Origin of the sequence: Clostridium sp. DFI.1.208 (assembly GCF_024463855.1) — a bacterium.
Taxonomy (GTDB): domain Bacteria; phylum Bacillota_I; class Bacilli_A; order Erysipelotrichales; family Erysipelotrichaceae; genus Clostridium_AQ.
Genome location: NZ_JANGCA010000012.1, coordinates 25,098 through 48,705 on the forward strand (window position 1 = coordinate 25,098; position 23,608 = coordinate 48,705).

22 protein-coding genes are annotated in these 23,608 nt (G+C 46.7%); 18 read left to right on the plus strand and 4 right to left on the minus strand.

All coding sequences use genetic code 11. The features are described 5' to 3' along the window. The first annotated feature begins 4 nt into the window (after positions 1–4). Together NE665_RS08210 and NE665_RS08215 are read left to right on the plus strand one after the other, a co-directional pair. Complete coding sequence (locus NE665_RS08210) at positions 5–580, plus strand: potassium-transporting ATPase subunit C (protein WP_117442670.1); 576 nt, start codon at positions 5–7, stop codon at positions 578–580. 93 nt (positions 581–673) lie between these two features. Further along, positions 674–796 carry a hypothetical protein gene (locus tag NE665_RS08215; protein ID WP_009587526.1) on the plus strand — a complete coding sequence of 41 codons (123 nt, stop codon included), beginning with the start codon at positions 674–676 and terminating at the stop codon, positions 794–796. A 572-nt stretch (positions 797–1,368) separates the two neighbouring features. Here NE665_RS08215 and NE665_RS08220 read toward each other — a convergent pair. After that, the gene (locus NE665_RS08220; RefSeq protein ID WP_117442672.1) at positions 1,369–2,409 is read right to left on the minus strand and encodes an FUSC family protein; all 1,041 of its coding nucleotides are present in this window, start codon (positions 2,407–2,409) and stop codon (positions 1,369–1,371) included. A 156-nt stretch (positions 2,410–2,565) separates the two neighbouring features. On the opposite strand from NE665_RS08220, the gene NE665_RS08225 reads away from it, so the two are divergent. Beyond that, positions 2,566–3,003 carry a MarR family transcriptional regulator gene (locus tag NE665_RS08225; protein WP_178759980.1) on the plus strand — a complete coding sequence of 146 codons (438 nt, stop codon included), beginning with the start codon at positions 2,566–2,568 and terminating at the stop codon, positions 3,001–3,003. Positions 3,004–3,359: 356 nt separating this feature from the next. On the opposite strand, the gene NE665_RS08230 is transcribed toward NE665_RS08225, so the two are convergent. Then, positions 3,360–4,136, minus strand: coding sequence for an HAD family hydrolase (locus tag NE665_RS08230; protein ID WP_117442674.1), 777 nt, complete (start codon positions 4,134–4,136; stop codon positions 3,360–3,362). A gap of 194 nt (positions 4,137–4,330) precedes the next feature. Here NE665_RS08230 and uvsE point away from each other — a divergent pair, with 194 nt between their 5' ends. The 10 genes from uvsE to NE665_RS08280 all read left to right on the plus strand — a co-directional run bounded on the left by uvsE (position 4,331) and on the right by NE665_RS08280 (position 15,330). After that, complete coding sequence (uvsE, locus tag NE665_RS08235; RefSeq protein WP_117442675.1) at positions 4,331–5,584, plus strand: UV DNA damage repair endonuclease UvsE; 1,254 nt, start codon at positions 4,331–4,333, stop codon at positions 5,582–5,584. Positions 5,585–5,628: 44 nt separating this feature from the next. Next, positions 5,629–6,258 (plus strand): hypothetical protein, encoded by a 630-nt coding sequence (locus tag NE665_RS08240; RefSeq protein WP_117442676.1) that lies wholly within the window; start codon positions 5,629–5,631, stop codon positions 6,256–6,258. Positions 6,259–6,538: 280 nt separating this feature from the next. After that, complete coding sequence (locus NE665_RS08245) at positions 6,539–6,895, plus strand: ankyrin repeat domain-containing protein (RefSeq protein ID WP_233104575.1); 357 nt, start codon at positions 6,539–6,541, stop codon at positions 6,893–6,895. 12 nt (positions 6,896–6,907) lie between these two features. Next, positions 6,908–7,849 carry a transcriptional regulator gene (locus NE665_RS08250; protein WP_117442678.1) on the plus strand — a complete coding sequence of 314 codons (942 nt, stop codon included), beginning with the start codon at positions 6,908–6,910 and terminating at the stop codon, positions 7,847–7,849. Between the two features lie 49 nt (positions 7,850–7,898). After that, positions 7,899–9,362 (plus strand): DUF2779 domain-containing protein, encoded by a 1,464-nt coding sequence (locus tag NE665_RS08255; protein ID WP_117442679.1) that lies wholly within the window; start codon positions 7,899–7,901, stop codon positions 9,360–9,362. Then, complete coding sequence (locus tag NE665_RS08260; RefSeq protein WP_117442680.1) at positions 9,355–10,206, plus strand: EamA family transporter; 852 nt, start codon at positions 9,355–9,357, stop codon at positions 10,204–10,206. The genes NE665_RS08255 and NE665_RS08260 overlap by 8 nt, the downstream gene beginning before the upstream one ends. Before the next feature lie 340 nt (positions 10,207–10,546). After that, the gene (locus NE665_RS08265) at positions 10,547–11,467 is read left to right on the plus strand and encodes a CorA family divalent cation transporter (RefSeq protein ID WP_117442681.1); all 921 of its coding nucleotides are present in this window, start codon (positions 10,547–10,549) and stop codon (positions 11,465–11,467) included. Between the two features lie 925 nt (positions 11,468–12,392). Further along, positions 12,393–14,282, plus strand: coding sequence for a YgiQ family radical SAM protein (locus NE665_RS08270; RefSeq protein ID WP_117442682.1), 1,890 nt, complete (start codon positions 12,393–12,395; stop codon positions 14,280–14,282). Beyond that, positions 14,279–14,632: a CidA/LrgA family protein gene (locus tag NE665_RS08275; RefSeq protein WP_117442683.1), complete on the plus strand. Its 354-nt coding sequence runs from the start codon at positions 14,279–14,281 to the stop codon at positions 14,630–14,632. Before NE665_RS08270 ends, NE665_RS08275 begins: the two co-directional genes overlap by 4 nt. Further along, positions 14,629–15,330: an LrgB family protein gene (locus NE665_RS08280; protein ID WP_117442684.1), complete on the plus strand. Its 702-nt coding sequence runs from the start codon at positions 14,629–14,631 to the stop codon at positions 15,328–15,330. The genes NE665_RS08275 and NE665_RS08280 overlap by 4 nt, the downstream gene beginning before the upstream one ends. Positions 15,331–15,414: 84 nt before the next feature. Here NE665_RS08280 and NE665_RS08285 read toward each other — a convergent pair whose 3' ends face one another. Beyond that, on the minus strand, positions 15,415–16,533 hold the full coding sequence (locus NE665_RS08285; protein WP_233104573.1) for a hypothetical protein: 1,119 nt from the start codon (positions 16,531–16,533) through the stop codon (positions 15,415–15,417). Between the two features lie 700 nt (positions 16,534–17,233). Between NE665_RS08285 and ftsH the strand changes: the two genes are divergently transcribed. From ftsH to NE665_RS08305, 4 genes are all read left to right on the plus strand, one after another. Further along, a complete protein-coding gene (ftsH, locus tag NE665_RS08290; RefSeq protein ID WP_117442685.1) occupies positions 17,234–19,087 on the plus strand; it encodes an ATP-dependent zinc metalloprotease FtsH in 1,854 nt (617 codons plus the stop codon). Positions 19,088–19,187: 100 nt separating this feature from the next. Then, positions 19,188–20,162 carry a zinc dependent phospholipase C family protein gene (locus NE665_RS08295; RefSeq protein WP_117442686.1) on the plus strand — a complete coding sequence of 325 codons (975 nt, stop codon included), beginning with the start codon at positions 19,188–19,190 and terminating at the stop codon, positions 20,160–20,162. A gap of 110 nt (positions 20,163–20,272) precedes the next feature. Further along, positions 20,273–21,202 (plus strand): membrane dipeptidase, encoded by a 930-nt coding sequence (locus NE665_RS08300; protein WP_117442687.1) that lies wholly within the window; start codon positions 20,273–20,275, stop codon positions 21,200–21,202. A gap of 254 nt (positions 21,203–21,456) precedes the next feature. Continuing rightward, positions 21,457–21,735 carry a hypothetical protein gene (locus NE665_RS08305; RefSeq protein WP_117442688.1) on the plus strand — a complete coding sequence of 93 codons (279 nt, stop codon included), beginning with the start codon at positions 21,457–21,459 and terminating at the stop codon, positions 21,733–21,735. A gap of 205 nt (positions 21,736–21,940) precedes the next feature. On the opposite strand, the gene NE665_RS08310 is transcribed toward NE665_RS08305, so the two are convergent. Further along, positions 21,941–22,360: a DUF1893 domain-containing protein gene (locus NE665_RS08310; RefSeq protein WP_117442689.1), complete on the minus strand. Its 420-nt coding sequence runs from the start codon at positions 22,358–22,360 to the stop codon at positions 21,941–21,943. Between the two features lie 203 nt (positions 22,361–22,563). Here NE665_RS08310 and raiA point away from each other — a divergent pair, with 203 nt between their 5' ends. Further along, entirely contained in the window at positions 22,564–23,100 is a 537-nt protein-coding gene (raiA, locus tag NE665_RS08315; protein WP_002608556.1) for a ribosome-associated translation inhibitor RaiA, read from the plus strand. Positions 23,101–23,608 lie beyond the last annotated feature (508 nt).

Below are 23,608 nucleotides of genomic sequence, written 5' to 3' on the forward strand. Positions count from 1 at the left end.
AATGATGAAAAAAGGAAAAAAGACATGGATTGCGGCATTGCTCTGTATTTTATCAATGACGCTGATTTGCGGATTGATCTATCCGCTGGTTATGACTGTCTCGGCATCGCTGCTGTTTCCCGAACAGGCCAAGGGCAGTCAGCTTACGGTGACAAGAAATGGCAAAACACAGAATGTGGGATCAGCCCTGATCGGACAGTCCTGGACAAAGCCGGAGTATCTGATCGGACGTCCGAACAGCGGTGCACCGACAAACCGCAGTGCAGTATCCGATGAGCAGCAGCAGGCGGTTGCTGATTCTGTGGCATGGTGGAATGCATTTGATCCCCAAACCAAGGGAAAGGATATACCAGAGGATCTGGTGACGGCATCCGGCAGCGGTGTCGATCCGGAAATCAGTCCGCAGGCTGCCTATTTTCAGGTAGAGCGAATCGCCCGTGTACGTAAGATATCACAACAAAGTGTTCGCAGGATTATCGATAAATACACCACAGGCAAAACCCTCGGATTTCTGGGTGAGGAACGCGTCAATGTGTTAAAGGTCAATCTGGAGCTGGATGGCTATACAATCAACGATTAAAGGTATTTGCATCATCTTAACAATACCTCCTGCCTGCTAACGGCACATTAACCTGACCGCTGTTAGAATATAGGTGTAAGGAAGGTGATGGATATGTTGAGTACCATCGATATCGTAATCAGTGCAGGAGGTATTCTGCTTGCGGCCGGTTTGCTGTATGCAGCATATCGTCTTATGAAATCTGCCGTCGATACCAAGCAGTGCCATATGCACTAAAGAAAAGCATGCAGAAACAAGTAGCAGCGATGCAAAGGAACCTACGGTACCTGTAAAAGAAGCGTGTGAGCACACAGTGTTCTACATGCTCTGCAGGTACCGTTTTTTCTATTTGCTGCAGCTACATAACAGTACTTGATATGAGACACCTCCTGCCTTGCTGCGGTTGGAGAACAGAGCACAGAAGCAATCGCTGGTGCTGCGTCTGTAAAAAAACAGGAATAATCAAAGTTCTGCAAGGAGGCAGCAAGGGCATGCAGGCGAGCGGGATGATCGCTTATTGTATCCAGCCTGAGCATCCGGTGCAAATTTCAGGCACGATGCATCCATCGCTGCATAGGAAATGTCTCCTCCTTATACGCGCCAAGCTCTGTTGTCTTGTGGCTTTTTTGCGGTGGTATATGCTTTATACTTTCGGATTACAAATACTCTGAGTTCACCTTTGCCTGCATATGGTAGTTCTGCACCATAGCTTTTCATACTGAAAATGCTCTCGTCAATTCCATTTTTTTAATTGAAAAAAGCACCGGATGGTGTCGGTGAATTCGTTCACCGCACGTACAGGTGCTGATTTAAAACAGTGCTGCAGTTTCCTTGCTTTTTGGATGATCATCTGCCATGGCGGTATGCACGCTCCAGCGCTGTATTCGATGGACCTTGCGTGCTATATGTGCGAGCATGTAGATCACGATCACGATAACGATACCCAATACAAGGCAGAACAACCGGTTTTCGATGGCCGTTTTGGTGTCCAGAATGACAAGGGATGCATTCAAGGCTGAAATGGCGTTGATCACCTGCTTGTATTTGTATTCGGGTAGAAAGAAGCCGATATAACCCAAAAGCATGATGACCAGCATCGCATACTGCTGGGGAATCAGCAGCTGGAAGAAAACGAAGAACAGCACGATTCCGGCCAGTGTACCGATGAAGCGATGCCGTATTCTTTCCAGCGTTTCGGAAAACTCCAGCTGTGTCAGGGACATCACGACAATGCTGATCCATAACGGCTTGGATAGCTGGAAGATGGAGGCAATGAGCATGGCAATCGATATTCCCAGCGACATCCGAAGAATATAGCTGCGATGCACCTTACTGCGCTGAAACTGTTCTTTCAGGGTACAGCCGTTTCTGCCAATGCCCTTTCGTTTCCAGTTTAGGACGATGCAGCCGCAGATCAGCAGCGCACCAAAGCTCACGCATGCCAAACGTGCAGGAAACTGCGTCCATGGAACATAGGTGGATTGTGAAAATACAAAGCAGAGCAGAAAAGAGATATTTGCCTTCATTTCCATTGGCTCACTGATGAGCACCAGCAGCAATACGAGAAACCAGAAATTGATGAGGAAAGCGAGCGCGGGGTGCAGCAATGCACTCTGCGCAGCGATTCCCCCACCGATATACAGCAGCAGAACAATGCAGCACATAGCGCCGGGGCGTATATGCAGCTCACTGTTGGGAAGCATGGTGAAGCCTACCCCCAGTGCAACCGCAGTCAGCGTATTTTCTGCATGAAAAATCATTTGAAACAAAAAGATAAAGCCGACATTGATAACAAATCGAAAAGCATTGTAGAGCGCTTCTTTAGCAAAGGATATACTGATTTTGCGCATGATATCACTCCTTTTTTCACCTTTTCTTGCTTTTTTACAAAGTTTCCGTTATGATGTGCATATAGTAAATATAAATGAATAGTACATAATTATGTACTAATTGTATTGTATCCGTTTTTGAAAATATGTCAATACCAAACGAAGGAGGATATCACCATGAACCACACAGCTTCCATGCAGGAACTGATTCGTCTGCTGCCGCACTGGCACTATAAAGTAGAGCGCAGCATCCGGCGGCAACAAAAATCAAGACAGATCAGCTATGAGACTTATTTCTGTCTGATGACGCTGAAAAACTGCGGACAAATGAAAATGGGAGAGCTTGCGAAGGCAATGCGTCTCAGCAAGCAGCAGGCTACCCACATGATTGACAGTCTGCATCGCTATGGTCTTGTGGAGCGAAGCGAAAATCCCGGAGACCGTCGCAGCATCTACATAGGGATCACCACACAGGGCTCCTGCTTTCTAAAGGAAAATGCGCTGGATACCACAGCGTTATACGAACAGATGCTGCAGAAGCTGAGTGACAGGGAAATCGCGGCATTTGAACAAGCCGTACATACCATGCTGGAGGTACTGACAAAGCTGGAATAACAGGAAATGTGCTGAACACAAATAGGCACAGTGCAGCATTTCCATACATATAGGATAGCATCAAAATGAATTGCTTAAGTAAGCCATGACGTACTTTCATATCGTCCTATGGGGAGGACAAAACTGATCATTGGTGCATTTCCATAAGGCATCTGCTTCTTTTGGACTGCAGCTGAATCATTGCAAGCAAGAAGCTTTCACCACGATGAAAACAAAAGAAAAAGACTATTTCACAGCAGGAAAAGAAAGGGGCATAAAAAGCAAGCACACAGGCAATCGATAAAGCAAAAGAAAAAAGGCGCTTCGTGATTTCAAATGAAACGCCTTTTTGGAATGCTGTTTGATACATCGAAGTCCTATGCAATCCATCCGAATTTCAAGCATGCCTTATAGATTCCGTCATCCACATTGCGCTCGGTAACGTAATCCGCCTTTTTCTTCAGCGCATCACAGGCATTGCCCATAGCGATACTGAACCATGCATCATCAAACATAACCAGATCATTATAATCATCCCCAAATACGACAACATCCTCCACGGAGCCGCCAAGACGCTCCATCATATCGAGAATGCCTTGCTTCTTGCGGTCATGCTGAAACATCAGATACGCCTCGACAAAGCGAAGATTCCCCAGCGTATCTTTTTTCGTAAGTCGGTGCTCCTCCTCTTTGGGAATAGATATGTAAAGCTTATAAATATCCTTTACCTGATCAATATCAAAGTCTGCATTAAATATGTAATTGGTTGGTTCCTTCCGCTCTCCGCACTGCCGCAGGAAACGATCATCCACATCGTACACATCAATGGAATCATCCAGCATCACCAGTGCACCATAGCCCAGATTGCGCGCCTCCTTATAAACTGCGATTGCTTTCTGCCGGTCCAGCGGTGTATTTATGACCAGCTCATCATTGATCACCAGAGCGTTCCCTCCACAGCATACCATGTTATGCAAACCTACAGCCTCCATAAAGCCCCTTGCTTTATAGTGAGCTCTTCCTGTGGCGATTGCGACAAAATGCCCGGCCTCCTGCAGACTGTCCAGTGTCTTTTGGGCACTGGGAACGATTTCTTTCGTCGCATTATCCGTCAGCGTACCGTCAATATCGAAAAACATATACTTTTTCTTCATGAATTTCCATCCTCCTTTATCGTCTTTATCATAACGGCTATCAGGGAAATTGACAAGAAAAAATGATGTGGTGCAGTGATTGCATGCTGCCGGCTTTTTCGTAACGTTCGCCATGGAGCATCCTGTTTTTCAGCGTTTGCTCATAATTCTTCTGCATATGCACAAGCTAAGGAAAGAGAAAAGGAGTTGTGTATATGAAAATCGGATATGCCTGTATATGTCTTGACCCGCGATTTCATTTTGAAACCTGCATACAAAAATTTGCGACTGAGAGCCGGCTGCGCAGTATTATCCGTGCAAATCTGACAACGATGCAAAAGCTGCTGGAATATAATGCAGGACACAGCATCCGTATGTATCGGCTGTCCTCTGACCTGATTCCCTTTGGCTCCAGTCCGGTCAATACCGTTCCCTGGCTACAGGAATTTGCTGCACAGTTTCAAAGCCTGGGGGACTATGTGCGAAAACACGGGATGCGTGTATCCCTGCATCCGGGGCAGTATTGTGTGATCAATTCACCGCGTGAGGATGTCGTAGAGCGCAGTATCGATGAGCTATGGTATCATGCGTCCATTCTGGAAGCGATGGGATTGGATGCGACACATAAAATGGTATTGCATGTCGGTGGCATCTATGGCGATAAGCAGGAGGCGATGCAGCGCTTTGCTAGCGTATACAAGCGTTTGGATCCCATCATTCAAAAGCATCTCATAATAGAAAATGACGATCGCTACTATACAATAGAGGATGTGTTATATTTATCAGCGCAGCTATCCATCCCGGTGGTATTTGATAATCTGCATCACGCCATACTTCCTCCGGCAATAGAGCGTACACAGCTGGAATGGCTCACGCTTGTATCCAACACATGGAAAAAAGAGGATGGCATCATGAAAATACATTTCTGTCAGCAGGATGTGAAAAAGCGTAAGGGTGCTCATGCAATGCACATTGATGCTGATACATTTCTGGCGTTTATCCGCGAACGGGAAGGGTTGGATCTGGATATCATGCTGGAGGTGAAGGATAAAAACATATCTGCAATCAAATGCAGGAATCTATTAGCGAAATCGCTGCAGGATGCGCAAGGGGAGTGGAAGCGATACTGGCTGTTGTTTTTACTCGACAGTACCCGTCTGTATGAGGTCTGGAATACGCTTATGCACAGCAGCTGTGAGATTCAAAGTCTTGATTTTTACCATGTATGCGAGGATATCGGAAGAAGAGTGCACAGTGCTTCGGATGTTTCGCGTATGCTGCAGCATGTAGTACAGAATATGGACTGGACACAGCGTACAGTCAATCTGCTGCAACGTGCTATAACGGCATACGAAGCCGGGGAAAAAAGTCTGGAGCAGCTGCTGGACACCTTGCTTCGGGCATGCGAGCGTGAACAAACGTATGACCTGTATGATGCGGTGCTGCTTCTGAAAACCTATGAGGTATAAAACCGTAAGGATGAGACATACTACCTATGACAGGAGGCTGGAATATGAATAAACTACTACAGAAAGCAGCATGCATCGCGCTTTTGGCGGCACTGATGGGCGGCTGCAGTATGAATGACAAGAAGGATGCAAATACAAAAACCAATGAAACCAAGGAAGCTGCGGAAAAAAGCGTAAAGGACGCAAAGAATAAGACGGAAGACAGCATTGATAATGTCATGAATTATTTCAAGGATAAAGGTCTGAAATATGAAAATTCCAAGGCGATTACTGATATTGACTTTGCGGCTTATGAGGGCAGAAGCTTTGATTACAATGGCAGCACTGGGTATTTGTATCGTGTAAAATCCGATGATGACAATATGAAAAAGGTTCTGAAGGAAGCAAAGGATAACGGTAAGGTGAAGGTCAGCATCAATAATAAGGAACAGGAATACGGTGCCAAGGTAAACGGTGATTTCCTATTCCTGTATGATACCAATGCGGACTGGAATGATGTTGTCACGGCATTCCCAAATTATACCTATGCTGGTACGGGCACAACCGGAACAAATGGAACAAATGGAACAAATGGTGTGAGTGAGCCCTCCAATCCGGGGACTACGAATAATGCAAATGAGCAGAACAGCAATGTCAATACACCGAATGATGCCAAAAACGGTATGGAAGACTAAACAGCTTATGGAGAAAGGCAGGTTCCTTGTGAATCTGCTTTTTTTGCGAGCTCGCGTAGGAACGCTATCAATCATAGGATAGGCAAGCTCACTTGTCGTCAAAAAGATCTGCTTCCTTTTTTTGTGTGCAATACAGGCTGTATAGGACAGCGTATAGGATCATCCGCTATGCTGATGTGATTGCTGTGTTCCCATATTTTTATAGATAAATTGGATTGTTACATGTATAATGTAACAATAGGGCATATCATAAAGACATCAAGAAAGGATGTGCCTTATGATGAGTGATAGAAAACTGGCAACAATGATGTTGAATGCTGTATGGAATGAGGATGTCAGAGGTCTGCGTCGCGTACTTCGCATGGGAGCGGATCCAAACTGGATATTCAATGGATATCCGATTCTGATTCATGCTGTTTTCACAAGAAATGAAAAAATTATGATGCTGCTGATCAAGGCAGGGGCCGTGCAGGTTGAGGAAGCACTGGGCTTTGCACTGGATCGCTGTGTGGGAGAGATGATATTTCCGCTGGCATTTCTGGGAATCGTGCCAAAGGAGGAAGAGGTCAAGGAGAAGTTCGGACCTTACCCGTCCCGGTACTGTCCGCTCGATTATCCGCTACCTGCACGAGCATAGACGGGAGGAATTATGAAACGATGTGCTGCCTGTATCCGTATGCTTCAGCTTTTGCGTTCCCGCGGGTTTATGACGCGTGAGGAGCTGGCACAGGAGCTGGATACCAATGTCAGAAATATTCTGGAATACCGCAAGGAGTTAGAGGAAGCGGGCTATGTGATTGAGGGGACAACCGGAAAATACGGCGGTTATCAGCTGAAATCCGGAACGCTTCTTCCGGTGGCGGGGCTGTATGAGGAGGAGCTGCGCTCCCTTCAGGAATCCAGACGCTATCTGGAAAGTCACCGTGACTTTCTGCCTTATCCCGCATTTTGCAGGGCAATCGATAAATTTCTGGCAACTACCACGCTGCAGGTGCGTGAAAGCGGCGTGTACGTGGAAGAAAGCGCGGATGTAACCAGTGCGATGATTTCGATGATCCGCATCTGTGAGCAGGGAAGGGATGCCCTGTTTGCGGTGGAGCTGCAGTATAAAAGTCTGCATGCTTCTGAATTTGAAACCATCGTAATTCAGCCCTATGAAATCATCAATGTAAAGGGCAGCTATTATTGTCTTGCATATTCGCTGAAGGCCAGAGATTATCGAAACTTCAAATTCAGTGAGGAGCGTATGCGAAATGTACGCCTGACCAGACGTCCGTTTGTGCGGGATGCGGCCTTTCACATCCGCGATTACATCGGGAAGACCGGACTGATCCGTGATGAAATCATCGAGCTGAAGCTGTATGTCTATGGGGAAAGTGCGCGCCTAATCAGTGAAAAAAAGCCCGGTATTTCCCCGGTGCTGGAATGGGTGGATGAGCAGACACTGTATCTGACCACCATGATGGAGGGAAGAATCAGTGCGCGTAATTTCCTGTTGTCGCTGGGAAATCAGTGCCGGCTTGTCAGTCCGCAGGACCTGAAGCAGGAAATTCATGCGATTGCAAAAGATATGCTCTCTTTATATTCCTAATTTCTCTTACATCTGGTATAATTTTACCTGGAGAGTGAGTTGATACGCGATGCTGCATCTTACAGATATAAAGAAATATGAGCGCTGTCCCAGAGCATTCTGGCTGTCACGGCGCAAAAAAAAGGAATTCGTTCCCTTTGTAAATTATAATGAAAGCATGAGTGAGCTGGTGAAACAGCTGCTGATGATTCGTGAAGAGGAAGCGTTTATCGGGCAGGCGAATGACAGCGGTGAGCTGGCATTGCAGGCACTGCGTGAGAAAAAAGTGCTTATCCATGCCCGCTTTGTTTATGAAGATTTAAGAATCAATGTACCGTTTCTGATGCAGGAGGATGGCAGGCGTATTCTATATTTCACCTATCGCAGCTGTTATCCCAAGGAGCATGAGGCTGTCCGTATCGCACAGTATCTGGCGGTGCTGGAAAAGCTGGACGTTTCGATTGATGAGATATATGCCATTCATCTGAATGCGGCGTATGTTCGAGGAAAAGAGCTGGATGTCAGGCAGCTGCTGATCATTGATGAATATTTATACAACGGTAAAAACAAGGCACACAAAACGATTCGGGAGTTGCTGGCAAAGCAGGAAATCGATCTGGACAGCATACTGGAAAAGCTGCATGCCTGTGAGGCTATGGACGATATTCCTGTGAAGCGAAGTCATGTCTGTACCCGCGGTGGCAAGTGTATGTATTATGATGATTGCTTCCCGGAAGAGCTTGCGGATGATTCTATTTTAAATCTGGTGCAGGCTGCCCAAAAATACGATATGCAGGAGGAGGGAATCACCACCCTGCGGGATGCGGATATCGATCGAATCGAGGGAACACGGCATCAGTACGCACAGATTATGGCAGCTCGCAATCACGGGCTGTACGTGGATAAGGGAGCGCTGCGCTGCTGGAAGAAGGCACATATTCAGGCACCGATATCCTATCTGGATTTTGAATGGGAAACCTATGCATTCCCTCCATATGAAGGGATGAAGCCGTTTGATGTGCTTGTTTTCCAATACAGCCTGCATATCGAGGAGCAGCAGGGGCTGCGCCATGTTGGCTTTATCGGTGAGAAAGACTGCCGCAAGGAGTTCATTGAGCATCTGCTTGCCAATCTGCCTAAGACGGGGACGGTTCTCGTTTATAATATGGAGGGTGCGGAAAAGCTTCGACTCGTACAGCTGGCACAGCAGTTTCCGGAATATGAGGAGCGCCTTAGAGCTGTGTGGGAGCGTATGGTCGATCTGTCCCTTCCGTTTTCTACGGGTAACGTCTACGATATACAGATGGCAGGGCTGTATTCCCTGAAGAAGCTGGTCCCTGTTTTCTCTGATTACAGCTATCAGGATTTGGAGATTTCCTATGGCATGGATGCGGTTGAAAAATGGAGAGAATACTGTACGGCGGATGATGCCAAAAAACAGGTGATCTACGAGCAGCTGGAGCAATACTGTGCCATGGATACCTATGCTGAATATATCGTGTATCACGCCCTGAAGGATATGATGCGTGACTAAACGTCCTATGGCTGCCTATCTGTGTGCCATGCTGCTGTTTGGTACACTGGGGCTGTTTGTCCGTCAGGCAAATGCAGAAAGTGATGTGCTTGCCTTTCTGCGTACGCTGATCGGTGCTGTCTTTCTGGGCGGTCTTCTTCTGCTGCAAAGGAAGCGGATCCAGAAAATCGGTGGCAGACAGCTGTTGTATGTCCTGCTGTCCGCCGCCTTTTTGGGCTTTAACTGGGTCTTTTTGTTTGAAGCCTATGCTGCGACTACGATTTCCATCGCAACTGTGATTTATTATACTGCGCCGGTGCTTGCCCTTCTGGCCGCGGTTTTCCTGTTTCATGAGCCAGTGCACTGCCGCACGGCACTGGGAATCGTGCTGACGATGGGTGGGCTTTTGTGCATTACGCGCGTAACAGGAGACGCTGTACAGCTCAAGGGAATTTTGTTTGCGGCTGCGGCTGCGCTGTGCTATGCGGGTGTGTTGCTTACAAACCGGTTTCTTCATAATATCGACGGTTTGTACTTTACCTTTTTGCAGCTGCTGTGCTCTGCGGCGATTCTGTTTGTGTATCTGTTGCTGGAAGGACGTATCCAGCAGGTATCGCAGCTTCCTGCAGACTCATGGCTGTGGATCGTATGTATTGCCGTGGTGCACACCGGAATTGCCTATGCACTGTATTTTACATCACTGCACCAGCTTTCCAGCTCGCAAGCAGCCATCGGCAGCTACCTTGATCCCTGTGTAGCGCTTGTGCTGTCAATTTTCTTTCTTCAGGAGCCATCCACCCTGATACAGGGTATTGGAATTGCTGCCATCGTAAGCGGTATTATCCTTAGTGATTCATCAGCATGAATGGTGTCTGATGAATTTTTTTATTGCCGTAAGCCTTTCTGCCGCCGTTTTTCTGTAGTAAGCTATGCGATAGAGTGAAAGCAGCCTGTGTGTTTCTATAGATGAACTTGATTGACGAGCTGCTGCTTAAGGAAGGGAGCCAAAAGAAAAACGGGCTGCCAATGCTGATAACAGGAGCAAGCTGCCGCATGGGGAATGCACGGTCATTTCGGTGCTGTAACAGAACGTTATTTCGTATAAGCACTGCGCTGTATTCTTGGAAAAGGGGAATGAGGCGCACAGGGATTCTCTTTCAAAACCACACAGACCTGTGGTACAATAAGCAAAAGGAAGTGAGCATATGCTGTATGATCTTTACCGAAAGCAGGAGACTTCCCCGCAGGAAGCAAAGGAAGGTCAGTTTTTGCTTGGCATATACAAACAGGAGGAATGGAAACCGCTTGTGGAAGCCTTCGGATTTTCACCGGCAACGCTTTTGGAGTTGGAACATATGGAGCAAAGCCGCACGCTGCATAAGCTCGACAGCTATTACGGCTACTGCTTTGGCTTTGTGCATCCGCTAAAGGTCCTAAAGCAGTCCCCCGCAGGTATCGGCATATATTGCCGGCAAAGGGAGGTTATTCTAATCAGTGAGAATACCGAACAGCTGCTGGATTTTTATCGCCTGCTTCAGCAGCTGCCAACAGCACAGCTCAGTGCTGAGCATGTTCTTTCGCTGCTTTTTGAATATCTCTTGAAGAAGCATAAGGAGGAGCACGATCAGCTGGAGGATTTGATTGAGGAGCTGGACAATGATGTTCTGAATGATCATTTGCAGAATTTCAATCAGCGAATCACCGGAATACGAAACAGGATTCGCTACCTTCTGCAATATGACGAGCAGTTCAGCGATGTATGCGAGGAGCTGCTGGAGGATGAAAATGATCTGTTCGCCAGAGAGCATCTGCATCATCTTCGCATTTGTTCTGACAGAGTGGAGCGACTGGGACAGCACACGCGTATCCTGCGGGATTACAGTGTACAGGTTCGTGAGTCCTATCAGGCGCAGGTGGATATCCGCTTGAATCGCATGATGTATATATTCACAATCGTTACCGTGATTTTTCTGCCGTTGACGCTGATCGTCGGCTGGTATGGCATGAATTTCATCGGAATGCCGGAGCTGCATTGGAGGTATGGATATCCCTTTGTCATCATCCTTTCCCTTGCTTCCATCGGCATCTGTGTGTGGTTTATTTATAGGAAACGGATACGAAAATAGGGGCAATTCGAGTGTTTTGAAACGATCGATGTGTCGTTTTCCTGTTGAAGCCTTCCTGCCATATGCAGGAGATATCGGCTATATACATATGGGAAGGGACATAGCGGCATATGGAAATCGTTCATGATTCCTTGTACAGGCTGTGGACAGAGATAGTCATAGCGATCATCAGAGAAAACGGCAGGGGCTATGGTCTTCGAAAATCCGTCCGGTATAGGAAACGTGTATGGTATGCTCAAACGTACACAAGTGAATCACCGCTATAATAGGAAAGATAAGGCGGGTAAGGCTTTACCTTATCGTATGCTTCTTCTTTTCCACGGTATGTTTATACTGCTATGATTTACGTTCACGAATGCTCGTGCTATTCTGTTTATAAAGGACGATTTCCGGTCCTTCTTTTCTTATGCTGCTGAGGGCTGTTTTTCTAATATCAGAAAATATCATTTCATCCATAAAATGCAGCGCTTATGTACTTAAAAGACATATCCTGTATTTTTTTAAAAATAAAAGTTGACAAAGGCTAACACATAGTGTATTCTATAGGGGAAGAAGTTAGATAAAACTAACAAGACTGCAGAGCGTTCCTTTCTCACGTACTGCTGAATTGTTTCCTCTATAACTTTACAACCAAACATATCATCATCTGACTTCTATTCCTGAAAGGCGGTTTCCTCGACCGTCTTTTTTAGTCCTTCTCAATATTGGATGACAGCGGTATGGAAACTGTGCTGTATCTTTTTCGCGAAGCTTGTGGGTCAAAATAGAAGCTATCGCATCGCTAAGAACTGCCACGCTCTTTCTTGGACCTAACGGGTAAGTGTAAGGGCTATCTTAAAAAACATCGGAAAAACACGTAAAATCCGATGGGAGAAGCGGGAAAAGTATGGTAAGATTATAGCGCAAGTGAGGAGTGTGTGTTGCTATGGCTTTTTTACCAACGACCAGAGAGGAAATGCTGGAGCAGGGATTTGAGAGTGTTGATTTTGTTTATGTGAGCGGGGATGCCTATGTGGATCATCCATCCTTTGGCTGTGCAATCATAACTAGGACACTGCAGGCATACGGCTACAGCTGTGCTGTTTTGCCGCAGCCCGACTGGCATAATGATGATGAATTTACACAATTCGGGGAGCCGCGTCTGGGGTTTCTTGTTTCTGCCGGAAATATTGATTCCATGGTGAATCATTATTCTGTCAATAAACGAAGAAGAGATAAGGATTCCTACAGTGATGAGGGCGTTATGGGAAAGCGTCCCGATCGTCCGACCATTGTCTATACGCAGATAGTAAAGCGTCTGTTTCCGCATAAGCCGGTGCTGATTGGCGGTATTGAGGCAAGTCTGCGACGTCTTTCTCATTATGATTACTGGGATGATAAGGTACGCAGAAGCATCCTCATTGATTCGCAGGCTGATTTATTGATGTATGGGATGGGAGAAAACACCATCATCGAGGTTGCCGATGCATTAAACAGCGGACTGCGGGCGGAGGATCTCTGCTATATCCGGGGAACCTGCTGGAAAACCAAATCTTTGGAGTATCTGAGCGATTATGTGCTGCTGCCCTCCTATGAAGAGGTGTGTGCCGATAAGCATACATATGCAAAGAGCTTTCACATACAGCATGAAAATATTGACGCCATCGCTGCCAGTGTGCTGGTGGAGCCGTATGACGGCTGGTACGTCGTGCAGAATCAGCCTCCGCTGCCACTGACGCAGGAGGAAATGGATTTCACCTATTCTCTGCCGTATGAGCGCACCTATCATCCGCGCTATACATATATTCCTGCAATCGAGGAGGTACAGTTTTCCATTGTCAGCAACCGCGGCTGCTTCGGCTCCTGCGCGTTCTGTGCCATCACGCATCATCAGGGACGTGTGATTTCAACAAGAAGCAAGGATTCGATCGTCGATGAAGCGAAGCGTATTACAGAAATGCCGAATTTCAAGGGATATATTCATGATGTCGGAGGACCGACTGCCAATTTTTCAAGAGAAGCCTGCGATAAACAGCGGGAATACGGTGCGTGTAAGAATCGGGAGTGCCTGTTTCCCAAGGGCTGTGCAAATTTAAAGGTGGATCACAGCCGCTATCTGGAAATCCTTCGCGCAGTGCGCACACTTCCAAGAGTAAAAAAGGTGTTTATCCGTTCCGGTATTCGCTATGATTATCTGATGTATGATAAAAATGATGAATTTTTCGATGAGCTTGTCCAGCATCATATCAGCGGCCAGCTGAAGGTGGCTCCCGAGCATATCAATGCAGCGGTACTGGATAAAATGGGAAAGCCGAGAAAAGAGCTGTATCTGAAGTTTGTGGATAAATTCAAGCAGAAGAATGAGCAGTTCAACAAGAATCAGTTTATTGTTCCTTATCTTATGAGCTCCCATCCGGGCAGTGATCTGCAGGCGGCAATCGAGCTGGCCTGCTATCTGAAAAAAATCCGGTATACACCGAAGCAGGTTCAGGATTTCTATCCGACACCGGGGACACCGGCAACCTGTATGTATTATACCGGTCTGGATCCGAAGACGATGCGTCCGGTTTATGTTGCGAGAACCTATGAGGAAAAAGCGATGCAGCGGGCATTGATGCAGTTTACCTATCCGCAAAATTATGATCTTGTCTACAAGGCATTAAAGACAGCCGGCCGTATGGATCTGGTGGGAAATTCACCAAAATGTCTGATACCGTATCGCAAGGGGCATACCGGAAATGGCTTTGCCGGCGGCAAGCAGAAAGAGCAGCACAGAAAGCCCTATGCGAAAAAAGCAGGCGGACATCAGCCGGAGCGAAAGGGGAAACGCTCATGAAAATCTTTCGTGAGGTGCTTGTGATCTTCGGACTGTATTACGCCGGAGAGCTGATTAGTAAGACGCTGTCCCTGCCGCTTCCCGGAAGTCTGGTGGGCATGATCCTGCTGTTTGTTCTGCTGCAGCTGCATATCGTAGAGCTAAAGCAGATTGCGACGGTTTCCGATTTTCTGCTGGGGCATCTGCCGTTTTTCTTTCTTCCTGCCGGGGTGGCGCTGATGGCGAGCTTTTCTGCGATGGAGGGCTTATGGATCTGGATGCTGGTCATCTGTCTGGTGACGACGATGATTACGATGGGCTGCAGCGGGCGCATCATTCAGCATATGATGGAAAGGAAATCGAAGCCATGAGGGAGCTGCTGGAAAATCCGATGTTCGGGATTCTGCTTTCCTTAGCGGCCTTTGAGGCAGGGCTCTTGCTACAAAAGAAGACGAAGCTGATTTTCCTCAATCCGCTGCTTACCGCAATCATAATGGTCATCGCAGTGCTGCTTCTGAGTGGAATCAAACTCAAGACGTATCAGCTGGGCGGTGATATCATTTCCTTGTTCCTTGGCCCTGCCACCGTGGTTCTGGCAGTTCCGCTGTATCAGCAGGTGCACAGCCTGAAAAACTATTTTGTTCCCATCATGGTGGGCATTCTCTGCGGCATTGCTGTCGGGCTGGTATCCACTCTGCTGTGTGCATGGCTTGTACGGATGGAGCCGGCAATCATTGCCAGTCTGGTGCCAAAATCCATCACCACGCCGATTGGCATGGAGCTGAGTGCTGAACTGGGCGGTATTCAGGCAGTTACCGTTCTCGCAATTCTGGTCACCGGAATCATCGGTGCCGTTGTTGCGGAATTTGTCTTCCGCATATTTCGCATCGAGCATCCGATTGCGCGGGGGATTGCACTGGGCTGCAGTGCCCATGCGATCGGAACCAGTAAGGCTTTGCAGCTGGGACATGTGGAGGGGGCGATGAGCTCGCTTGCCATTGGTGTATGCGGAATTCTCACCGTTTTTCTGGCACCGCCGATATGGAGTCTGGTATCCTCTGTGCTGTAATCAACAGAAAGCAATCGCGTTCAATATGTAAAAAGTCAGGTAAACGCTTAGATTCGCGCGCCTGGCTTTTTTGTATTGGTATGCTTATATGGGAGGAATATTTAGCTCCTCACTGATTTCAAGCAGTAATCTGCAGTCACGATCATGCAGAACACCATCAATGGGAAGCGAGAGCAGCCTTTGAAATGCACATACATTTTCTGTAAAGGAAGCATTGTCTTGGGTCTTGTGATAGACCTTCAATACCTTTCTTAGCAGTGCCTCTACGTCGGATTCCTTCAGCTGTTCACGTAAGACAGGGGGCTCACGCTTCAGAATATCGGTATCCTGCAGCCTGTGATACAGGTTCTTTGCTTCTTTTTTCAAACACTGTGTCCATTCCGCTTTGGAAACGGCTGTCTGGCTGCTTTGGCTCTGGGAGAGCCAGGCATACAGCAGCGACTTTCCAAGAAACAGCTTCAGTATTTCATAGCTGCCGGTTGTCTCTTGCAGCAGCAGCTCCCACGCATCCCATGGCAGCAGCTGTACAGGCTCCTTTGGTAGAGCATTTACAAGAGCCTGCAGTGCGCGCTTCCTGCTGTTGATTTTATCCTTGGCAGCGGCACTGTCTGTTGAAGTGACTTCCATATGAAGCTGATTGTATAGCGCAGCTTCCACGCTGTCCTGTTCATCTGCTGTACAGACGGGAACACAGGCCTGAAGAAAACGCTGCCACTGTCCTTGCTCGAGTGTCGGGGAAGAGGCTGTCCTACAGGCAGCATCCGACACAGAACAGGACGTATGCTTCTCGAAAACCTCCGCAGCGATTTTGTAAATGCGCTGATGAAGCAGGAGCCATGGCGGCAGAAAGGCCGGGCTTGTCTCCCTTGAAAGCTGTATCCAGATCTCCTCCGCGCGCTGACGGAGCATCTCCGCCGGCAAGGTAGGATTCAAATAGCGCAGAGAATACAGGAAGGCTTCAAAGGAAAACGCCGGTTTGTTTTTTTCATGCAGCTTGTATGGTGGTGGAAGCTGCGGCTGCGTGTGCATATGCAGCTCGGGTATCATGAAAACGATAAGCTCGCTGTGTACGCCCGGATACAGGGGAAGGACGATATGAACGGCATGGAAGTGCTTTGCACGGATATCGATTTCATATCCGGCAGTCTGTGTTTCGTCCACATACAATGGGATTTCGGGTGTTTTTCCATCTTCCCCTGTCATGAAGAAATCTTCATAGACAAGAACACTGTTGTGCTTCATTGTAATGCGGAGCATGGCATTCGGTATATTGAAAAGTCCCAGACCACAGGTGGCATGGATTTGTAACGTACCTGTTGCGATAGTATCACCCCCTACTTTACGGTATGTGAATGCAAAGAAAGGGCATGGTGGTTTCGCCTACATCTTTATGTGAATTATGGGATGATTGCATAGAATTATGGATTTCAAAGTACAGCTGTTGACCATCCAGGGCTTCCGTATTATAGTATGTGTAAATATTTCATGTATGAAATATTACAGCAAAAGAAATGTGGTTTTATCGTGGATGAGAAAGGGCTGCAGTGTATGCTACTACGCATCCATGCCAGTGTGATGAATGCCCTAAAGTATACGCTGCATGGCATAGGATCTCAGCGGTGTACAGTAGCAGATCATGCGGTAGCGTGAGGGATTGAGCATGAAGGAACTGATGAGCGCATGCTGATGAAGCCATCGCATTCAGCGCATTGCAAAGTGGATAAAATCACATGGTCTTATACAAAGAAGACGCTTTGACAGGGGGAGCGAATTGTTTGCGTATCCTATATATGACAGAGAAAGCGTAAAGGAACATGCTTCAGGCTGTATGCTTCATGACTTGATGAACGGCAAGTCACGCAAATCTTGAAGCTTCTGGAAGCCGGCATCAGGAGGTGCACACATGAATAAACAAAAGAAACCCTTATATTTTTATTATCTGTTGATACTGATTGTCATTGTTGCAGGAAATATGCTGTTCTCTGCAATGGAACAGAATCGAATCAAGGATGTCAGCTACAATACCTTTATTCAACAGACAGAACAGAAAAAGATCGACAAGGTGGAAATCGGTGATCAAAGCATAAGCTATACGCTGAAAAAGGATGAGAAGACGATTTATCAGACGGAAACGATGGAAACGGATACCGCGCTGTCTCAGCGGCTGTATGATGCCGGGGCAACCTTTACCAGGGTACACACAAAGGAAATGAATCCATGGCTGTCCTTCCTGATAACGGGTATCCTGCCAATCATTCTGCTGTTCTGGTTCGGCAATCACATGTTTAAGAAGATGCAGAAGAAAATGGGCGGAGATGCCATGAGCTTTGGGGGAGGCGGCTTAGGTGGCTTTGGAAAGAGCGATGCGAAGATATATGTAAAATCACAGACAGGGAAAACCTTTCTGGATGTGGCCGGTCAGGAGGAAGCAAAGGCAGCGCTGCAGGAAATGGTGGAATTTCTGAAAAGTCCCCAGCGCTATACCCAGATTGGGGCACAGATGCCAAAGGGTGCTCTGCTTGTCGGTCCTCCCGGTACCGGGAAGACGCTGCTTGCAAAAGCGGTGGCAGGAGAAGCAAATGTACCGTTTTTCTCAATCAGCGGTTCGGAATTTGTAGAGATGTTTGTCGGGCGCGGCGCTGCCAGAGTCCGTGATCTGTTCAAGCAGGCTAGAGAAAAGGCGCCGTGTATCGTGTTTATCGATGAAATTGACACCATAGGAAAGAAGCGTGACGGGGCAGGGGTCGGCGGTAATGATGAACGTGAGCAGACGCTGAATCAGCTGCTGGCAGAAATGGATGGCTTTGACGGAAGCACCGGTGTCATCATTCTGGCTGCTACCAATCGCCCGGAATCTCTGGATCAGGCCCTGCTTCGCCCGGGTCGCTTTGACCGGCGCATACCGGTGGATTTGCCGGATCTTGCCGGACGTCAGGCCATTTTGCAGGTACATGCCAAGGATGTTCGCATGGGCAAGAATATTGACTTTCGTGCAATCGCAAGAGCAACTGCCGGTGCGAGTGGCGCAGAGCTTGCCAATATTATCAACGAAGCTGCTTTGCTTGCGGTTAAGGATAACCGAACGCAGGTCATCCAAAAGGATTTGGAGGACAGCGTGGAAACGGTGATCGCCGGATATGAACGTAAAAATGCTGTCATATCCACGAAGGAGAAGCTGATTGTATCCTATCATGAAATCGGCCATGCACTCGTTGCGGCCAAAGCGAAAAACAGTATGCCGGTAACGAAAATCACGATCGTACCGCGAACAAGCGGTGCATTGGGATACACCCTGCAGGTTCCGGAGGAGGAAAGCAACCTGATTACCAAAGAAGAAGCATTTACCAAAATCATGACCTGCTGCGGTGGACGTGCGGCAGAGGATCTGGTGTTTCATTCCATCACCAGTGGTGCCAGCAATGATATTGAGCAGGCAACCAAGATTGCCAGAAGTATGATTACGCGTCTGGGAATGAGTGAAACCTTCGGGATGACAGCTCTGGAAACTGTGAATAATAAATATCTGGGTGGCGATACCTCGCTTGCCTGCAGTGATCAGACAGCAACCCGTGTCGATGAAGAGGTCGTCAAGCTGATACAGCAGGCCTATGAGGAAGCACGCCGCATTCTGGAGGAGAACAAGGAGAAGCTGCATGAGCTGGCAAAATTCCTGTATGAGCGTGAAACGATAACAGGAGAGCAGTTTATGGAGATCGTCAATCGTGTTCCTCAGCTCGAAACAGCACAGGATTTGTAGAAAGAAAGCGAAAAGCAGCGCTTTCTTTTGCGTTATCAAAGGCGTGCTGTGCTATAATAGAAACGTAGTATAAACGTGAAGCAAGCACGAGGAGGGTTCTATGCCAAATATTATTACACATAAGATTTTTGCGGAAGAAGTGCTGAAGAGCATGACCAAGCACGATATCCGTTCTATGATAGAGCGTCATCCGCAGATTTTCTACATCGGCAGCAACGGTCCTGATTTCCTGTTCTTTTCTCATATCAAGCCATGGGAATCCTATAAAAGTCATGCGCTGAACAGGCTGGGCAGTGCCATGCATGCCCATGGCATCAATGCATTTTATGAAACCGCAATCGAATGTATCCGCGCACAAAAGCATGCGGATATCAAAGAGCTGATGAGCGTCTATCTGTTCGGTCATCTGTGTCACTGGGCGTTGGATAAGACAACGCATCCCTATATTTTCTATCGGACAGGAAACTGCCGGGGTGTCAGTGCAGGTCTGCATCACCGCTTTGAATCAATGATGGATACCATGATGCTGGAAAAATACCGCGGATTAAGCATACGGGATTATCCGTGCTATGAAATCTGCGCATATGATGAGGATATCTTGAAAGCGATTGCCCGCATATATGTACCGGCTGCCCGCAAGGTTTATCATCATGAGGTCAAGGTTCACGATATCAGGGAAACGCTGAATTCCTGGTATGATGTACAGAAGCTGCTGTACGATCCTAAAAATATCAAGTATCCGCTGTTAAAGGGCTTTGAGACAATCGCCCGCAAGCCTTGGGCTGTCAGTGGCAATGTTGTCCGTCCGTCGGTGGATGAGCGCTACGATGTATTGAATGAAGAGCATGCGATCTGGAAGCATCCGTGTGATGATACGATTACATCCAATGCTTCTTTTATCGACATGTTCAACGAAGCAATCGAAACCGCTGTTCATGTGGTTGATAAGGCATACGGCTGTATAGAATATGGAGCTGACAGCCATACCGTACTTGATCTATTGCAGGATGCCGCCTACGATACCGGTATGGACGGCAAGCGGGATATGAAGTATTTTGATATTATCTACGATTGAGGAACATAGTAAGATGGGCATGTCCGCAATGTATGCGTGCGGCATGCTCTTTTCTATAGGAGAGCTGTAAGAAATCGTGCATATACTGAAGGAAGAGAGGAGAATGTACTATGAAGCTGTTTGATTTACATGCGGACATCGGATATGATGTTATGCAGAAGAAGCTCACGGAAACAGATATACTGAATCGCTTTCACGTGCAGAAGTTTTTAGAGGGGGAGGTTTTTTATGTCGGTATGGCATCCTTTTTTGAGGGAAGTGAAACGTGGGACTATATGCAGGATATGGTGCTGTCCCTGAAAAAGGAAATCGAGCATTGCGAGATGATCGATTTAGTGCTCTGCGCAAAGGATATGAAGGAAAACGGACATATCAAGGCAATACTTACCGTAGAGGGAATGTGTGGTATCAAGGAGCATGCCAGAGAAAAAATCGAGTGGCTGTATGCGCAGGGGGTACGGATTGCCTCCTTTTGCTGGAACGAGGAAAATCTGCTGGCAACCGGCGTAAAGGGAAATCCAGAGCATGGCCTTCATCCGCTCGGGGAAGAGGCATTACAGGCAATGATTGACTGCAACATGCTGGTGGATGTATCCCATGCCAATGAGCGAACCTTCTGGGATATTATGGCGCATCCCTCAGCACGCGTCATCGCCACGCATTCCAATGCACGAGCATTGTGTGATCATCCCCGTAATCTTTGGGACGATCAGCTGCAGGCTATCGCTAAGCGCGGTGGAATCATCGGCATGAACAGTGCGCCGGCGTTTGTCCATGCGTGTCCTGAAAAGCGCGATATTCCTCATCTGGTTGCTCATATGCAGTATATAAAGCAGCTGACAGGAATTGAAACACTGGCACTGGGGCTTGATTATATGGATTTCTATGAGGGCTGTGAGGAGCTGCATACCAAGCATCTGGAGGATTGTTCAAAGAGCCAGCGGCTGATTGAGGAAATGCGCAATCAGAATTTCAGTGAGGAAGAGGTAAGGCAGATCGCCAGTGAGAATGCATTGCGCAAGCTGAAAGAGGTTTTGTAATAGACGTGGACATAAGGAAGAAGTGTCGCAAATCAGGCTCTTTCCCGCTTTCATATACAAGCATAAGCTATAGAAGAAGAAGTAAAATTCCTGTGGAATCAGGAGCTTTATTTCTTCTTTTGCTTTTCTTACAACGTAATGAATTATCTAGTATCAAGAGCATTGGTTGCTGTACTCCAGCTTGAGCTATCTCTGTTTTTCTTGTCTTCTTAACAATCAGGAAATAGAATCGTATCGTAAGGAGAATAGCAGCTATGAAAAAAATACTACTATTCGTTTCGTTGCTTCGTGCCTGCTCAGCAATAGGAAAAAAGAGCGATAAGAAAGAGATTCAGACTACTCTGAAGAACGATAAGAATACAGAACGTGTAAGTCTATGCAAAGGACAGGCTAGCGGTGATGAGCATCACAACCTGAGCAAACAGAAAGACAGCGATGAATTTGATTCTGATGTTGCGAAGGTAAAGTCACAGATAACAAGTTCACTCATACATCGTATTCTACATGAGGTCTTCTTGAACAATACGATTTAGCATACAGTGGAAAGCAGTACAGAGAATTTTTTTCAATAGCTAGCGCAGAAGCCAGCTGAAAATTGGCATTGCAGCTACTGTTGCATAGACATACCGGATGCTCCTGAAAGCAAATAAACATACCTTTTTCATGGAGCTACTGAAATGCAGAAAAAAGAGATAGGAATAACGGAAAGAGAAAACCAGTAAAGAAAAAGAACGCAGGCTACGCGTTCTGCATGCTTTTCATTTCGGTGACCTTTTTGCGAAGCAGCTGTTCCGCCAGTTCTGGATCATTCACATCCATAACACACGCTTCCATCGGGCACATACCGGTTTTGGTCCGGTTGATGATATAGGGGACCTGTTCGTCATAGGTTACCGGTAGGTTGTACTGCTGAAAGATTTCCAGTGCATGTGAGGAAATGACACAGGCATGTAGCTGACGTACCTCTCCGCGCACCATTAACAGCGCTGCTGCTTTGCCAATGACTTTGTCAACCAGCTGAGCACCCTGCAGCTGTCCCTGATCCAGCAGATGCAGGATGGGGAGGATGCCGTTCGCATGTTCCTTGTACAGCCGCTGCTTCTGTAATACGACACAGGTAAGCTCCTCCGCTTTCAGAATTCTAATAAGTTCATCCATGATTTTCTCCTTTTTGTTGTAAAAAAATAGGTCATTTTCCTTGCTTTTTCAATAAAATCGTGAAAATGAAACTGTATGAAAAAAGACGATATTCATCATCGCCCTTACAATACTAGTCTATCACAAATCCATTGAAAATGTAAGCCTGTTAAATCTAATTTTTTTGCGTATAATAAAGATATACAAACAAGGAGGGATTTTATATGAAAGTCCAGATCTACGGAAAAAACATTACAGTAACTCCAGCGATTGCTGAAAAAATCGAGAAAAAATTGAACCATCTCGAAAAGTATTTCATAATTGATGAAAACGTGGTCGCTAATGTGGTGGTACGGGTGTATCCGAATAAACAGAAAATCGAGGTTACAATCCCTACAAAATTTGCAGTATTGCGTGCAGAGGTTGTACAGGATGATTTATATGCAGCGATCGATTTGGCGATTGATAAATTAGAAGATCAGATTCGTCGTCAGAAAACAAGACTGACAAGAAAAAATAAAGAGAAACTGGCATATGCGTTCATTGAAGAGGAGGAAATTGAAGAAGAATTTGACGATACCGATAATGAGCTGGTACGTACAAAATCACTGGTTCCGGATACTATGGAGCTGGATGAGGCGATCATGCGTATGGAAATGCTGAACCACAGCTTCTTCATTTACCGTGATGATGAAACGAAGGAAATAGCGGTTGTCTATAAGCGTCATGACGGCGGTTATGGATTGATTGAAACTGAATAATAGAAATCAAGCAGGCGATGTGCAGCAACTGGCACACCGCCTGTTTCTGTATATATCCGTTACCCTCATGATCATTTCTATCAAGGAACAAAAAGAGGAAGCTATCAAAATTTACATCTAACCTTTTTTTGACGCAATGATAATCTCGATATGTAGACAATTAAAGAAGGACTTTCTCCTCACGATAAGTTAGGCCTTTATATATGCAGGAAGGGAAGGTATACCGATCGTACGATTGTGGCGCAATGCATTGCGTACCCTGAGAATTCTCGATTGTGAAGGCTATGGATTGACACGGGATGATGTTGTCATGATTGCTGTCTGCGGCATTCACAAGCGAAATCGGTATCCTCCGTTTACATATAGAAACGGATCGTACGATGGATGAAGAACGCATGAGCACCTCCACTGAAAGATAGGGGTGATGAATCCTGCATAAATTGATAAGCTTTATACGCGAGCGATGAATCAGAAATCGAGCCGCTATGCCAGAGCATGCGAATATGGA

Excerpts from the sequence above, each read along its gene's own strand:
- NE665_RS08285 (WP_233104573.1), bottom strand. The coding sequence starts at position 16,533 with ATGACAGGGGAAGATGGAAAAACACCCGAAATCCCATTGTATGTGGAC.
- NE665_RS08240 (WP_117442676.1), top strand. The coding sequence starts at position 5,629 with ATGAATAAACTACTACAGAAAGCAGCATGCATCGCGCTTTTGGCGGCA.
- NE665_RS08265 (WP_117442681.1), top strand. The coding sequence starts at position 10,547 with ATGCTGTATGATCTTTACCGAAAGCAGGAGACTTCCCCGCAGGAAGCA.
- NE665_RS08255 (WP_117442679.1), top strand. The coding sequence starts at position 7,899 with ATGCTGCATCTTACAGATATAAAGAAATATGAGCGCTGTCCCAGAGCA.
- NE665_RS08230 (WP_117442674.1), bottom strand. The coding sequence starts at position 4,136 with ATGAAGAAAAAGTATATGTTTTTCGATATTGACGGTACGCTGACGGAT.
- NE665_RS08305 (WP_117442688.1), top strand. The coding sequence starts at position 21,457 with ATGAAAAAAATACTACTATTCGTTTCGTTGCTTCGTGCCTGCTCAGCA.
- NE665_RS08250 (WP_117442678.1), top strand. The coding sequence starts at position 6,908 with ATGAAACGATGTGCTGCCTGTATCCGTATGCTTCAGCTTTTGCGTTCC.
- ftsH (WP_117442685.1), top strand. The coding sequence starts at position 17,234 with ATGAATAAACAAAAGAAACCCTTATATTTTTATTATCTGTTGATACTG.
- NE665_RS08210 (WP_117442670.1), top strand. The coding sequence starts at position 5 with ATGAAAAAAGGAAAAAAGACATGGATTGCGGCATTGCTCTGTATTTTA.
- NE665_RS08275 (WP_117442683.1), top strand. The coding sequence starts at position 14,279 with ATGAAAATCTTTCGTGAGGTGCTTGTGATCTTCGGACTGTATTACGCC.
- NE665_RS08300 (WP_117442687.1), top strand. The coding sequence starts at position 20,273 with ATGAAGCTGTTTGATTTACATGCGGACATCGGATATGATGTTATGCAG.
- NE665_RS08270 (WP_117442682.1), top strand. The coding sequence starts at position 12,393 with ATGGCTTTTTTACCAACGACCAGAGAGGAAATGCTGGAGCAGGGATTT.
- NE665_RS08225 (WP_178759980.1), top strand. The coding sequence starts at position 2,566 with ATGAACCACACAGCTTCCATGCAGGAACTGATTCGTCTGCTGCCGCAC.
- NE665_RS08220 (WP_117442672.1), bottom strand. The coding sequence starts at position 2,409 with ATGCGCAAAATCAGTATATCCTTTGCTAAAGAAGCGCTCTACAATGCT.
- NE665_RS08310 (WP_117442689.1), bottom strand. The coding sequence starts at position 22,360 with ATGGATGAACTTATTAGAATTCTGAAAGCGGAGGAGCTTACCTGTGTC.
- raiA (WP_002608556.1), top strand. The coding sequence starts at position 22,564 with ATGAAAGTCCAGATCTACGGAAAAAACATTACAGTAACTCCAGCGATT.
- uvsE (WP_117442675.1), top strand. The coding sequence starts at position 4,331 with ATGAAAATCGGATATGCCTGTATATGTCTTGACCCGCGATTTCATTTT.
- NE665_RS08215 (WP_009587526.1), top strand. The coding sequence starts at position 674 with ATGTTGAGTACCATCGATATCGTAATCAGTGCAGGAGGTATTCTGCTT.
- NE665_RS08295 (WP_117442686.1), top strand. The coding sequence starts at position 19,188 with ATGCCAAATATTATTACACATAAGATTTTTGCGGAAGAAGTGCTGAAG.
- NE665_RS08245 (WP_233104575.1), top strand. The coding sequence starts at position 6,539 with ATGAGTGATAGAAAACTGGCAACAATGATGTTGAATGCTGTATGGAAT.
- NE665_RS08280 (WP_117442684.1), top strand. The coding sequence starts at position 14,629 with ATGAGGGAGCTGCTGGAAAATCCGATGTTCGGGATTCTGCTTTCCTTA.